This is a genomic window from Mixta sp. Marseille-Q2659, from assembly GCF_940807255.1.
In the GTDB taxonomy this organism is placed as follows: Bacteria; Pseudomonadota; Gammaproteobacteria; order Enterobacterales; family Enterobacteriaceae; genus Mixta.
Map to the genome: position 1 here is coordinate 20,169 of NZ_CALNWY010000026.1, position 12,655 is coordinate 32,823.

General features: G+C 55.8%; 11 protein-coding genes, 3 tRNA genes and 1 pseudogene. 4 read left to right on the forward strand and 11 right to left on the reverse strand.

What is annotated here, in order from left to right:
- Positions 1–13: 13 nt before the first annotated feature.
- Positions 14–403, reverse strand: a complete 390-nt coding sequence (locus P3C52_RS16135; protein ID WP_275555973.1) for a tautomerase family protein — start codon at positions 401–403, stop codon at positions 14–16.
- Between the two features lie 103 nt (positions 404–506).
- On the opposite strand from P3C52_RS16135, the gene P3C52_RS16140 reads away from it, so the two are divergent.
- Together P3C52_RS16140 and P3C52_RS16145 are read left to right on the forward strand one after the other, a co-directional pair.
- A complete protein-coding gene (locus P3C52_RS16140; protein ID WP_275555974.1) occupies positions 507–1,436 on the forward strand; it encodes a LysR family transcriptional regulator in 930 nt (309 codons plus the stop codon).
- Between the two features lie 104 nt (positions 1,437–1,540).
- The gene (locus tag P3C52_RS16145; protein WP_275555975.1) at positions 1,541–3,085 is read left to right on the forward strand and encodes a PAS domain-containing methyl-accepting chemotaxis protein; all 1,545 of its coding nucleotides are present in this window, start codon (positions 1,541–1,543) and stop codon (positions 3,083–3,085) included.
- A gap of 160 nt (positions 3,086–3,245) precedes the next feature.
- On the opposite strand, the pseudogene P3C52_RS16150 reads toward P3C52_RS16145, so the two are convergent.
- Positions 3,246–3,323 (reverse strand): annotated as a pseudogene (locus P3C52_RS16150) (hypothetical protein); the annotation flags it as partial.
- A gap of 272 nt (positions 3,324–3,595) precedes the next feature.
- Between P3C52_RS16150 and P3C52_RS16155 the strand changes: the two are divergent.
- Positions 3,596–4,861, forward strand: a complete 1,266-nt coding sequence (locus P3C52_RS16155) for a phosphatase PAP2 family protein (RefSeq protein WP_275555977.1) — start codon at positions 3,596–3,598, stop codon at positions 4,859–4,861.
- 141 nt (positions 4,862–5,002) lie between these two features.
- Here P3C52_RS16155 and P3C52_RS16160 read toward each other — a convergent pair whose 3' ends face one another.
- From P3C52_RS16160 to P3C52_RS16180, 5 genes are all read right to left on the reverse strand, one after another.
- Positions 5,003–6,415, reverse strand: coding sequence for a PepSY-associated TM helix domain-containing protein (locus P3C52_RS16160; RefSeq protein ID WP_275555978.1), 1,413 nt, complete (start codon positions 6,413–6,415; stop codon positions 5,003–5,005).
- A gap of 43 nt (positions 6,416–6,458) precedes the next feature.
- Positions 6,459–7,130 carry a hypothetical protein gene (locus P3C52_RS16165; protein ID WP_275555979.1) on the reverse strand — a complete coding sequence of 224 codons (672 nt, stop codon included), beginning with the start codon at positions 7,128–7,130 and terminating at the stop codon, positions 6,459–6,461.
- Between the two features lie 407 nt (positions 7,131–7,537).
- Entirely contained in the window at positions 7,538–7,996 is a 459-nt protein-coding gene (locus P3C52_RS16170; protein WP_275555980.1) for a YbaK/EbsC family protein, read from the reverse strand.
- A gap of 95 nt (positions 7,997–8,091) precedes the next feature.
- Positions 8,092–8,886 (reverse strand): siderophore-iron reductase FhuF, encoded by a 795-nt coding sequence (gene fhuF / locus P3C52_RS16175; RefSeq protein WP_275555981.1) that lies wholly within the window; start codon positions 8,884–8,886, stop codon positions 8,092–8,094.
- Positions 8,887–9,246: 360 nt separating this feature from the next.
- Entirely contained in the window at positions 9,247–10,347 is a 1,101-nt protein-coding gene (locus tag P3C52_RS16180) for a GGDEF domain-containing protein (protein ID WP_275555982.1), read from the reverse strand.
- Between the two features lie 291 nt (positions 10,348–10,638).
- Between P3C52_RS16180 and P3C52_RS16185 the strand changes: the two genes are divergently transcribed.
- The gene (locus P3C52_RS16185; protein ID WP_275556009.1) at positions 10,639–10,872 is read left to right on the forward strand and encodes a DUF1435 family protein; all 234 of its coding nucleotides are present in this window, start codon (positions 10,639–10,641) and stop codon (positions 10,870–10,872) included.
- A 215-nt stretch (positions 10,873–11,087) separates the two neighbouring features.
- Here P3C52_RS16185 and P3C52_RS16190 read toward each other — a convergent pair.
- From P3C52_RS16190 to rsmC, 4 genes are all read right to left on the reverse strand, one after another.
- Positions 11,088–11,174, reverse strand: a tRNA-Leu gene (locus P3C52_RS16190).
- Between the two features lie 26 nt (positions 11,175–11,200).
- Positions 11,201–11,287: transfer RNA gene (locus P3C52_RS16195), tRNA-Leu, on the reverse strand.
- Positions 11,288–11,321: 34 nt separating this feature from the next.
- Positions 11,322–11,408, reverse strand: a tRNA-Leu gene (locus P3C52_RS16200).
- Between the two features lie 132 nt (positions 11,409–11,540).
- On the reverse strand, positions 11,541–12,590 hold the full coding sequence (gene rsmC, locus P3C52_RS16205; protein WP_275555983.1) for a 16S rRNA (guanine(1207)-N(2))-methyltransferase RsmC: 1,050 nt from the start codon (positions 12,588–12,590) through the stop codon (positions 11,541–11,543).
- Positions 12,591–12,655: the final 65 nt, after the last annotated feature.

Sequence of the window (12,655 nt, forward strand, 5' to 3'; positions counted from 1 at the left end):
AAACCGTTTTCCGTTACAGCTCTCCGGTCAGATACTGCGCCACGCCGTTGGCGAAGCTCCAGTCGCCTTTTTCATTGGTGATAAAGCTGATCATCAGATCGCTGCCGCGTACGCCAGCGCTGCTCTCCAGTTCGCGCGCCAGCTCAGCCATAAAATGCTGCTTCTGCTCGCTGCTGCGCGGGCTGGTATAGACGCGCACCATCACCAGATTATCGCTGCGCGTCAGGCCGAGGCCGGTATCTTCAAACACCATCTGGTATCTTTTATTCTCTCGAACAATCTGATAACGGTCGCGTTCCGGCACGCGAAAAGCGGTCAATACTGCGCGGTGCGCCGCATCCAGCAGGGTTTTCAGTTCACGTTCCGAACGGCCTTCAATCAGATCAAATTGCAGTAAGGGCATCTTTTTCTCCAGCATCAGGGGGGTGATCGCTATCCTGACCTGTTGGTTAACAAAGAAAAAGCGCTATAGTTGAACGCATTGTTTACTATTTTGAACAATCCTCATGAAGATAAAAACCGATGCGCTCTGGCTGCATCTGCACTGGCTGACGGTGCTGGCGGAGCAGGGCAATTTCACGCGTGCGGCGGAGCGGCTCGACGTGAGCAAAGCAGCGATGAGCCAGAAGATTAAAGAGCTGGAGACGCTGGCGGGCGTACCGCTGGTGCAGCGCACCACGCGCAGCGTGCGCTTAACCGAGGCCGGGGAAAAACTGGTAAGCGAGTTGCGCGCCCCTTTTGCCGAAATCGAACAGAGCTTTTACGCCGTGCGCGACAGCAGCGGGCCGTTGCGCGGCCTGGTGCGGATCACCGCGCCGGTCGCCTTCGCCCGCCAACAGCTTCAGCCGCATATTGGTGATTTTCTGCGGTTGCATCCCCAGGTGCGTATTCAGCTTGAGGTAACCGACCGGCTGGTTTCGCTCGCCAGCGAAGGGTTCGATCTGGCGATCCGCCACAGCAATGCGCTGCCGGAAACCCATGTCGCGCAGCTGTTATGTGAAACGCGACCGCTGCTGGTGGCCTCGCCCGGCTGGCTGGCGCAGCACGGCGAGCCGCAACATCCAAACGAACTCAGCCAGCACAGCTGTCTTTACTATCCGCGCGGCACCGAGTCGCCGCGCTGGCGCTTCAGCGATCCGGCGCAGCCGCAGCAGGAAACGGTGGTGAACGTCAGCGGCCCCTTCGCCACCAATAACAGCGAATCGATTCGCGATGCGGCGCTGGATGGTTTAGGCATTGCGATGTTGCCTGATTTCAGCGCGCGTCAGGCGCTGGGGGAAGGGCGTTTGCGTCAGCTGTTGCCGCAGTGGCGCATTCAGGGCGCTTTCGCCAGTCATATCTGGATTGTGCGTCCGTGGGCCGCACGTGTGCCGCGCGCGGTCACTGAACTTAGCCAGTGGCTGCGTCAGCGTTTTCAGGTGGAGGCGCCGCGCTGAATCTGTACTTTTGTTAAAGTTTTGTCCGCCTGTTGCCGATGAGTGCTGATGGATTCCCTGCAAAAAATAATCAGACCTTCAACACTCAGGACAAGGCTTGTCATATGACCACCCAACCCTTCGTTACGCAACAGGCTTATCAGCTGGATGATGACACCACGCTGATGACCACCACCGATGCGCAAAGTTACATTACCTACGCTAATCAGGATTTTGTTGACGTCAGCGGCTACGAACGCAGCGAGATCCACGGTCAGCCGCATAATCTGGTGCGTCATCCCGATATGCCTAAAGCGGCTTTCGCCGATATGTGGGCCACGCTGAAAAAGGGCCAGCCCTGGACCGGGCTGGTGAAAAATCGCCGCAAGAATGGCGATCACTATTGGGTGCGGGCGAATGTGGTGCCGGTGATCCGTAACGGAGAAATTACCGGTCATATGTCGGTGCGCATTAAGCCGGACGCGCGCGAAGTGGCGGCGGCGGAAGCGCTTTATCAGCAGATGCGTAACGGAAAACGGCGCGGCTGGCGGCTGCATCAGGGATTGCTGGTGCGTAGCGGCTGGCTAAGCCCGCTTTCGGTACTGAAAACAGTGCCGCTGCGCTGGCGTATCCGCAGCGGCGTCGGTGCCTGCTGGTTAACCGTAGTATTAAGCGCGCTGGCGGTCGGCGTGCAGGGCGGCGCGCTGGCGGCTTTTGCCGGGCTTTCGCTGCTGATGGCGCTGCTGAACTGCGGCTGGCTGGAGTGGCAGATCTCCCGACCGCTGGAAAAGGTCTGTAAGCAGGCGCTGGATGTCGCAACCGGTGCATCTCAGAAAGTCGATCATCTCGATCGCGTAGATGAAATCGGCATGACGTTGCGGGCGGTCGGCCAGCTTGGGCTGATGTTCCGCTGGTTGGTCAATGATGTGCGCGATCAGGTGATGAGCGTGCATCAGGCCAGCGATGAACTGGCGCAGGGCAATGAAAAAATTGCCAGCCATACCGAGCAGACGGCGGCCAGCGTGCAGCAAACCGCCGCCACCATGAATCAGATGACCACTACGGTTAACAGCAACGCGGAAAGTACCGGCCAGGCGAATAATTATGCCATTACCGCCAGTAAAACTGCCGTTCACGGCGGTGAGGTGATGCAGCATGTGGTCGGTACTATGGATGAGATTGCCGCCAGTTCAAAACAAATCGCGTCAATTACCGGCCTGATTGACAGCATCGCTTTCCAGACCAATATTCTGGCGCTGAACGCAGCGGTTGAAGCGGCGCGCGCCGGTGAGCAGGGCAAAGGCTTTGCGGTAGTGGCGGGCGAGGTGCGCAACCTGGCGAAACGCAGCGCCAGCGCCGCCAGCGAAATCCGCCATCTGATTGAAGCCAGCGTGCTGAAAGTGGAGTCCGGCAGCGGGCAGGTTCATCAGGCGGGCCAAACGATTACGGATATTGTGGAAAAGGTGCAGAACGTTACAGAGCTGCTGCAGCAAATCAGCATCGCCACACGCGAACAGGGTACCGGGCTGAGCGAAGTCGGTAAGGCGGTTGAAGAGCTGGATCGCATTACCCATCACAACGCTTCGCTGGTGGAAGAGGGCGCGCAAGCGTCGGCACGTATGAAAAACCAGGCGCGGCGGCTGGTTGAGGCGGTGGATGTGTTCCGCTAAGCCAACGGCGGTACGGGGACGCCGGTAGAAGGCCGCTGTTCAGCAGCCTCGCAATGCGCGGCTTGTGCAGTGGATTCCGGCTTCGTCTTCAGAAGCTGTCCAGCAGGAAGCCCAGCGCCGCGTTGATACAGGACGCTGGTCACTTCTCCGTATCCAGCCTGGAAATTTCATAGTTGAGCGTTTCGCTCAGCGTGGCTGAAAGGTGAATGCCTGCTGCTTTAGCTTGCGGTAAGAGCATGGGTTCCAGTGTGACGCTAACCGTTTTTTTTGGCGATTACCTGAAGCTGGCATAAGAACGCCTGAAATGACACCTGTAATAAGCAGGTGTCAAATATGCAAGAATCGCAACTTAATCGCTATATCTCTATTTCCGGCTGGCTAAATGTCGTTACAAGCGGGGCGTCTGTCACCGTTGCGTTAATAAGTTTTACAAAACTTTTCCTGTCATCAGACTGTCATCGCGCCGAGCCACGCTGGCGATGGCAAGGTTCTCTTATTACAGGAAAAATGATGCGCATTAAACTCACCTTACTTAGCGCTGTGCCGTTCTCTGGCGCCGCAGTCGCCGCCAGCGCCGAACGCATTACCGCTATTGTCGATACCACCACGCCCGCCAGCGACAGCGCGGCTTTTGTACAGCTGGAAGAGAAAAGCCTGCACGATTTACGTCAGGCTATTCAGGGTTCACAGCCAGCGCTGACGCGCGACATACTGGAGAAGGCCAGGCAGGGCGCGCCGCTGGCTGATAATGCCTGGCTGAAATCCAGCGGTTACGATTTTGCCGTTAAACAGCAGCAGCAGGCGGGCATAGCGCTGCTGGAATCCTTTAATTCGCTGCCCGCTGCGGTAAAAGCCGACAGCCTCGCGGTCGTCACGCAGATTAACCGTGACGCTACCCTTGGTGAACGTCATCAGGCGTTGGCCGATGCGGAAGGGATTAACTATCTCTATTTTCTCAGCGATGCGCTGGGGCCGAAGCTGGGTCAGGCTTTTCTGACCGCCTATAACAAAGGCGAACTGGCAAAGGCGGCCGCGCTGATTAAGGCGACGGAAATCAGTACTTCCGCCGCAAAAGCCTATTTCCACTATCCGCGGCCCTTTTTGCAGAGCGGCAACGCGATCCATCTGGTGCCGGATCATGTTGTGGTAAAAGATGACAAACCTTACAGTGCCAGCGGCGGCGCTTTCCCCAGCGGCCATACCAATACTGGCTATACCGATGCGCTACTGCTGGCGGAGATGCTGCCGGAACGCTTTGTGCCGTTGGTCGATCGTGGCGCGCGCTACGGCTATTCACGGGTAATACTGGGCGTTCACTATCCGCTGGATGTGATGGGATCGCGCATGGTTGCCGAACGTAACGTCGCGCATTTTATGAACGATCCAGCGTGGCGCAAGCTGTTCGAAGAGGCAAAAACCGAACTGCGAGCCGCGCTGGCACGTGAATGCGGCACTGATTTATCGGCATGCGCACAAAATCCGGCGCAGGACGACAGCTATCGCGATCCCGCCATGAAGGATTTTTATCGTTTCACCATGACTTATGGTCTGCCGCAGGCGACGCCGCACCGCACAGCCTTAAAGGTACCCGACGGCGCTGAAGTGTTGCTGGAGCCGGTGCTGCCGCAGCTGAGCGCCGCGCAGCGTCGGGCGTTAATGCAGAAAACCGCCCTGGCGGACGGCTATCCGCTGTCCGGCGGCGAAGGCGAACAGAATTTCTGGCAGCGTCTGAATCTGCACGATGCGGTTACTGCCGCGTATCGCACGGCAAATTAAGGGAAAGCGTCGGGCTGGATAGTGAAAGCAGGCTGGCGTTCGGCCAGCCTGTTACAGAAGCGTAGCTCAGGATGACTCAACAGACTGGCAGAACGCCAGGACAGAAACCGGGCCAGCCCGTTGGTGCGGGCTGACACAATATTAATCCGCTACCGCACGCTGCGCCTTCTGCCAGCGCCAGATATCCAGCAGTAAAAACAGCAGCAGGCTGATGCCCATCAGCGGCAGGCTAAAGCCCAGCACTACCAGCACCACCGCCAGCAGGAAGCGCAGGCTCAGGCTCATGCGTTGCCAGGCCCAAATCAGCGTATCCGCCGGATGATGGCGTGGCTGAGCGGGGCGACGCAGCCACCAAAGACGATAGCCCAGCACAATCAGCACGCAGAGCGCCAGGCCGAAAAAAGCCAGCACCAGCTGATTCGCCACGCCAAACAGAATGCCCATATGCGCATCCACGCCCCAGCGTGTGAGCTTAGCCAGCAGACCAAACTGCGCAAACTCCACTTTATCCGTCACGCGGTACGTATGCGGATCCACCGCCACGCTATCCACCTGAGTCGGCCAGCGGCGATCGATTTCACCGACGATCCAAGCTTTATCCGCCTGGTAAGAAGGACGAATCTCCAGCTTTGCCGCATCGATCCCGCTGGCGCGGGCCGCCGCCAGCACGCCGTCAAACTGCGCGGGAGAGAGCGGCGCGTCCGGCGCATGGTGCATCATATGACCGCGATGCTCGGCATGTTCGTCCATCATCATCGGCGGCATACTGCCATCGAGCTGAGTATTAACCGCAGGCGTCAGCCAGCCGTAATGCGTACGCAACGCATTGATGTTATCGCCCGCCCAGCGCGACCAGGTGAGGCCGGTGGTGGAGAAAAACAGCAGACCAGCCAGCAATGCCAGCCCAAGCAGACTATGCCAGGTGCGCATTTTCAGCATGCGCTGCGTGCGCGAGGCGCGATTGGCGCTGCGACGCGGCCTGCGCTGTACCGCCCACAGCAGCAGCCCGCCCAGCGCTGCCACCCACAGCCAGCTGGCGGCCAGCTCGCTGTAATTGCGGCCAATATCGCCCAGCAGCAGGCTGCGATGAAGATAATCGAGCGTGGTGCGTAGCGGCAAAATACCGCTGGTGCCATAGACCGTTAAATCGCCGCGTACCGCCAGCGTTTTCGGATCGATAAACACGGCGCGCGTTTCCGACGGCGCGCTGTCGGCGAAGCGAAACATCACGCGCGTGGTGTCGGTAGTACCTGGCGCGGGGCGCACCGCGGCAATTTGCGCATCGCTACCGACATACTCCAGCGCCGCTTCAATCTGACGCGATAAGGGTTCCGACGGGCCGGGCGCATGGGTGGTGAGCTGTTGCGCGTAGAGCCCGTTTTCAAGCTGCGGCGTCAGCACATAGAGCGTGCCGGTGAGTGCTGCGACAAAAATAAAGGGGCCGATAAACAGGCCGATGGTGAAGTGCAAACGACGCATAAGCTGCAGAAAGGCCTGAGCGCTTTGCGTTTTTTCAACCTGTGCCGATGCCGTCGGCACGATTTTTTCCGACATCATGATTCCTTGGCCCGCGAGAGGCTGTAAAGAGAACGTTGGGTTAAGCAGGGTAAAGCGCGTTAACCGGCGGTCCGCGCGGACGGAACCAGATGGGGATCCAGCAGGCAATCAGCGCTGGAAGCTCGAAGGGAACGGCAGGCATCGCGGCCTGTAGCAGCGTCCAGAGCCGTGGAAGCTGAATGGAATCCAGCGACAGATGAATAAGCAGTACGCAGTAGCCACAGGCACTGTCATCCATCAGCGACATATGGTGATGTTTTAAATGCGAGCTGTGCGGGAAAGGAGGCGACCGAGCGGCGTCGGCGAATTTCGTATCGGCGTTCGTAGCAGCAGGTTGTGGATGTGCGACCGCGGCACGCTGATGCGCGGAGGAGTCTGCAACGAAATGATGATGATTGCCCGCTGTGTGTGCAGAGGGTTCTGCGACAAAGTGGTGATGTTTACCCGTTGCGTGCGTGGAAGATGCTGCAATGACAGGCCGATGCTCACCTGCTGCGTGCTTATGACCAGCGGAAGCGGCGGTGAGAAGCGGATCGCCTGTTGCACAGGCGGAAGGTTCTGCAGCCATGGGCATCATCATGGCGGGTGAATAGCCATGCCGGGCCATCAGCGATTTAGAAATCACCGGCGCGATAAACAGTAGCAATATAGCCAGCAGCGCCAGCCATGCCGGAAAGCGGCTGCGGGCTACGGCAATATGAATCAGCGACACAGAAAGCCCTGTAAAAAATTAACGGTGTAATTGTACGCGAAGCGCAGGAGCAGAAATAACTTTTTTACAGAAAAGAAACCTTAGCGCGCAGCAGCTAACAAGGCGCAAGGGTTGGCGTAGCGCACCTGCAGGAGAGCGGCGCTCGGCTTAGCGTGGAAAAGCATGTTGAAAGCTAAAGCAATGGTGTCGTGCAGGCGTGTGTATTGAAGAGTGCAGCAACGGCCTGCGTTGTCGTAAGCATTTACTGAAGCAACGATTTGCTGCTGGGATGGGTATTTTACTGAAGCAACGGCCTGCTGCTGGCATAAGTATTTTATAACGTCACGGCTTGTTGCTGCACGTGCGTTAAAATAGTACAGCTAACAACATACTGCCGCCAGACGTCTTAAGGCCTGGCGGCAATCTTTTTACTGGCAGACGTCAACCCATTCGGCGTCGGTTAACTCCGCCATTCTCTGCGGCGAAATGCGCACCGCGCTATGGATGGCGCCCGCTGCCGGCAGCACTTCCGTAAAACGCTTTAACGAAATATCGCAGTAAACGGTCAACGGCTGCTCCAGACCAAACGGGCAAACGCCGCCGGGCGGATGGCCGGTCCAGTTCAGTACCTCATCCGTGGTTAACATACGCGCCTTGGCGCCCAGCGTCGCTTTCAGCTTCCGGTTGTCGAGGCGCAGATCGCCGCCGGTGACAATCAGGATGACCCGATCCCTGACCTTGAGCGACAGCGTTTTAGCGATCTGTCCTGGCGCAACGCCGTGCGCTCTGGCGGCGAGATCAACGGTTGCCGTACTCTCATTTAATTCAATGATGGGGATTTCAGGGGCACGCTCGGCAAAATATTGCCGTACAGACTCCAGGCTCATGTTGCTCTGCTCTTTACAATAAAACGGGGGGATAAAGCTGCCACAACCGACGGGATCTGTAAACGGTACGCGGCGCGAAAGCGCCGCCTGGAAGGTCAGACCGGCTTTAACGTACAGTCGCCGCAGCGCTCTACGGCAGGCAGGCGATAACGCTGGCAGCAGCTGCGGCGCTGCATCGCGCCATCACGGGGGATCACCGTGCGGTAAAGGGGATTATCGCTGCCGTCGAGCAGATGACGGGAGAAAAACAGGCTTTGTTCCAGCGTCAGCAGCGTGGCTTCGTCCACCCAGCTTTTCATTTCGCCTAAAAACCAGTGCATCAGGTAGCCGGTGTTATTCCAGATCAGTTTGGCATTAATATCGCCATGCTGTTCAATGCCCTGTACCGCCGGGATCAGATGACGCTGAATCAGGCGATCGATACGCTGTTGCGCGTTCAGATAGCGGGCATCTTCATCTTCATGAACGTCAATCCAGAATTTTGCCGGACGACCGCTTTCGTGGAACTGCAGATGGAAGTACTCCAGCGAGCAGTCCAGCGCCCGTTTTTCCATCACCAGCGCCAGCATCATCGGCGGCACGATCAGACCGAAATACCACTGCGCCCACAGTGATTGCAGCGGTTTCTCCTCACGTGGCATCTCGGCGTGATGACGATAAATCTCGTCGCCATAGCGCGCCAGCAGGCGATTGAAATGGACGCTCTGCGACCATTCGGCCTGAACAAGCGTATCGGACGGGGCCGTTTCGCCAAGCGTCAAAAACTCAAGAAACCATGCGCGGTGTTCGCTGAACAGGCTATGCAACGCCGTGCCAAGCGCGCTATCGCTCTGCATAAAAATGACTGGAGACGAACCGTACTCATAAGCCTGACGCGTAACAATGGCCATAGGGCTTCCTGTGTAATCGACTGCCGAAATGGTGATAAGAAAACAAATGATAATCGTTCTTGATTGTATCCAGGAAGGAATAAGGTAGCAAGCGGGGAGGTTAAGAGGTTTCCTGTTCGGCACGTAAAAGCAAATAACCTGATAAAGAATCAGGTTATTTGCTGAAGACAGCGTATTTATCTGTATTATAAAAAATTGACGCGAGATAAAACGTTATTAAAACGATACGGGCTTTCTTATTTTTCTGATGAGTTATTTTAAAATCCTGACCATAAAAACGTAAAACCATTTGAGCGGGTTAAATTTGAATTAAGTTTGATGATTAACGCGGCTGAATATTTTTAATAAATGAGTACTACATCAAATTAATTCTGAAGGAGCGGATAACAGATTGGCTTCGCAAAGTGCATCCCAGGAAAGAATGGTATTTCTTCCGCGATTTTTTGCCACATATAACGCCCGATCGGCATTGGCCACCGCCTGTTCAAAATCTTCTTCAATTATTGGCGCAATGCCTGCGCTAATGGTGACATGCGTCGAGACCCGATGATTAAAGCGATGGGGAATTTCCAGATCCAGCACATGCTGACGAATGCGTTCCGCCAGCTTCATAGCGATAGAGGCGTTAACGTTAGTCATCAGCACTAAAAACTCTTCGCCGCCGTAACGGGTAACCACATCGCGCGAACGCACAGCGTCACGGATCGCTGCCGAGACGCGCGCCAGCGCCTGATCGCCCATCGCATGGCCGTAGTTGTCGTTATAGGCTTTGAAATTATCAATATCCAGCAGCATCACAAAATGGCTGCCGGCGTGGTTTTCCAGAATGTTTTCCAGCCGGTTTTTCAGGCCGCGCCGGTTATAAAGGCCAGTAAGCGGATCGATCATACTCAGGTCGCTCCAGGTCTGCTTCTCCTCGTAGAGCTGAAACAGCAGTCGGCGGATAAAGTGGTCGCTGCGGCGCTGCATCAGGCTCTGCAGCGTAAAGCCTAACAGCGGCAGCATAATGGTGAACAGCAGCGTCAGCGGATGCTGGCCGCGATCGAGCATCATCACCGTTAGCGAAGGCGGCGTAATGTGCAGGCAGAACGCCAGAAGATGCTCGTTCAGGGAGACGGCGCTAATAAAGAACACGGCCATCAGGCTGACCAGCAGAAAGCTGCCGTCAAAATAAAACACCAGCGCATTTTTATGCAAAATCAGCCAGGACCATAAGCCGCCCATAATTAAAGCCGTAAGGGAGAGTATCGGCAATTTCTTTTTGGGCTTGAGTATACAGACGGATAATAAGAATAAACTGATCAACACGATTAATGTCGCCGGAAGCGAGAAAGATAAATTTTCTCCTTTATTTATCGGTAACATAAAAAAAAGCGATGTTGCCATGTTTAAAAAAAGAAAAAGCATTAATGACAAACGATATTTGCTGTGCAGCAATTTTTCATAAGTTTGTAATTTCATTTTTATACACTCGGGACGGCCCTGAAATATCAAAGCGCCATTGCCAGAGTAAAAATAATTTACTATGGAAATGATGTTGAGCAGTTATTATTGGTTTCGGAATTAAGATTTATCCTGGCAATCTACCACTTTATAACTGGTCTGTCATCTTCGTGTATAAACTTTCGGCAAAGGAAGAGTGCAAAATGATAAAACTTACCATATGATACTGCGAATCATTATCATTTGCTGGTGGCGGATATGTTGATGGCAATTATGGCAGCCTGCGGGCTGTGGGGAATAAGCTAGGTGATGGGCGAACGGATACAGAGCGCATGGAGTGTTCTGCTGCCCGGCGCGCTGATGCCGGTCGTTGCTTCTATGGATCTGTCGTTTAGTCAGTGGCGCTGGTTGCTGCTGGCGGCGCTGCTGTTAACGCTGGTTATGCTGTTCCACCATCAGCTGCGCCGCTTTCTCTTGCTGCCTTCCTGCGTGGCGCTGGCAGGGGCGCTGGCGGCGCTCTCGGTCAAGGCGGGCGGATTTTAAGTGGATGGCATTACATCAGGTCATCGCAAAAAACAGGTATCCAGCAAAACAGCTATATGCGCGATCGAAACCGGCTGAGATTAGCGTGGAAAAATAAACAGAAGTGCGCAATAGCGAACAGGCGAACCGGAAAACATAAAGAGGATTCAGATAGCGTGAATGCGGAACAGAAGAGATGTAAACCGGACAGCAGGAAAAGCAGGAGATGACAATATTGGTGCGAAGAGAGGGACTTGAACCCTCACGTCCGTTAAGACACTAACACCTGAAGCTAGCGCGTCTACCAATTCCGCCACCTTCGCATAACATTGTCTTCATATCACCGCATTGGTGCGAAGAGAGGGACTTGAACCCTCACGTCCGTTAAGACACTAACACCTGAAGCTAGCGCGTCTACCAATTCCGCCACCTTCGCGCAGATACTGTGCGATATGAATTTTTGTGGTCTTTGGTGCGAAGAGAGGGACTTGAACCCTCACGTCCGTTAAGACACTAACACCTGAAGCTAGCGCGTCTACCAATTCCGCCACCTTCGCGTTCCAACAATGCTCTGCAGCACTGTAACCACGGAGGCGGATTTTGGAGATTTTTACCGGGGACGTCAACAGATATTTCTCTGCTCTGTTGCGATCGCTGTAAAAAACAGCAACGCCCCCGGAAAAGGCCGATTAATTGCTGCGGCCGGACTTCAGCGCACGCGCTTCGCGACCCCAAACGGCACGATAAACTTTGAAACGGCCGGTTTGCGCCAGCACTTCATGCTGACCGAAGGTCTCGTCCAGTACCTGTGGGTAGGGCAGGAAGGCGTTAGCCACCAGGCGCAGCTCGCCGCCGCTGTTCAGGTGCTGGGTTGCACCGCGAATCAGCTGGCGCGCCGCGTCAAGGCTGGTCTGCATCCCTTCATGGAACGGCGGGTTAGAGATGATCATGTCAAAGCGGCCGGTTACGTCGGAATAGACGTTGCTGGCAAACACGTCGCCTTCAATCTCATTGGCGGCCAGCGTCGCTTTACTGGCGGCCAGCGCGGCGGCATCGACATCGGCCAGCCACAGACGCACTTTCGGCGAATGACGCGCCAGCAGCGTCGCCAGTACGCCCGCGCCACAGCCAATATCCAATACCTTGCCTTTGGTATGCGGCGTAAAGGTCGAAAGCAGCAGGGCGCTGCCGCCGTCCAGACCGTCACGGCTGAAAACGCCCGGCAGCGTTTTAATCGTGCAGTCATCCAGCTGATATTCATCCCAGAAACTGTCCGCATCGAACGCCGGCTGTTGCGTCAGGCGGCCATGATAAAGGCCGCAGCGACGCGCGCTGTCGATCTTATCCAGCGTCGTCCAGTCGGCCAGCATGCCTTCGGCGCTGCGCACGCCGCTGCGGTTTTCGCCGATGACGAAAATATCGCTGCCCACCGGCAGCAGCGACAGCAGATTTTGCAGCTGGAACTGCGCTTCCGGCTTGTTTTTCGGCCAGTAATAGATCAGGGTATCGCACTCTGCTATCGCGTCCGCCGTCGCGACCAGGCCAAACGTCGCGCGATCGCCCATGCTGCGGCTTAATGATTGCCAGTGATGATAATATTGCGTATGAACGCGGCTCAGCTGGGTTTCCAGTTGGGCGGGCAGGTCATCCTGCAAATCGCCGGCAAACAGCACGCGGCGCGCTTGCCATTCATCACTGTGGCGCAGGATCACTTCACTCGCCGGGGTAAAAGCAGACATCAGATAGCTCCTCAGAAATCAGAGCGCAGAGTATAGTGGTTTGTTGGCGCATGTTCGATGGGTTT

What these genes read in the sequence shown, in the direction of transcription:
- P3C52_RS16140 (WP_275555974.1), top strand. Translation starts at nt 507, where the DNA reads ATGAAGATAAAAACCGATGCGCTCTGGCTGCATCTGCACTGGCTGACG.
- fhuF (WP_275555981.1), bottom strand. Translation starts at nt 8,886, where the DNA reads ATGGCCATTGTTACGCGTCAGGCTTATGAGTACGGTTCGTCTCCAGTC.
- P3C52_RS16155 (WP_275555977.1), top strand. Translation starts at nt 3,596, where the DNA reads ATGCGCATTAAACTCACCTTACTTAGCGCTGTGCCGTTCTCTGGCGCC.
- rsmC (WP_275555983.1), bottom strand. Translation starts at nt 12,590, where the DNA reads ATGTCTGCTTTTACCCCGGCGAGTGAAGTGATCCTGCGCCACAGTGAT.
- P3C52_RS16180 (WP_275555982.1), bottom strand. Translation starts at nt 10,347, where the DNA reads ATGAAATTACAAACTTATGAAAAATTGCTGCACAGCAAATATCGTTTG.
- P3C52_RS16135 (WP_275555973.1), bottom strand. Translation starts at nt 403, where the DNA reads ATGCCCTTACTGCAATTTGATCTGATTGAAGGCCGTTCGGAACGTGAA.
- P3C52_RS16145 (WP_275555975.1), top strand. Translation starts at nt 1,541, where the DNA reads ATGACCACCCAACCCTTCGTTACGCAACAGGCTTATCAGCTGGATGAT.
- P3C52_RS16160 (WP_275555978.1), bottom strand. Translation starts at nt 6,415, where the DNA reads ATGTCGGAAAAAATCGTGCCGACGGCATCGGCACAGGTTGAAAAAACG.
- P3C52_RS16185 (WP_275556009.1), top strand. Translation starts at nt 10,639, where the DNA reads ATGGGCGAACGGATACAGAGCGCATGGAGTGTTCTGCTGCCCGGCGCG.
- P3C52_RS16170 (WP_275555980.1), bottom strand. Translation starts at nt 7,996, where the DNA reads ATGAGCCTGGAGTCTGTACGGCAATATTTTGCCGAGCGTGCCCCTGAA.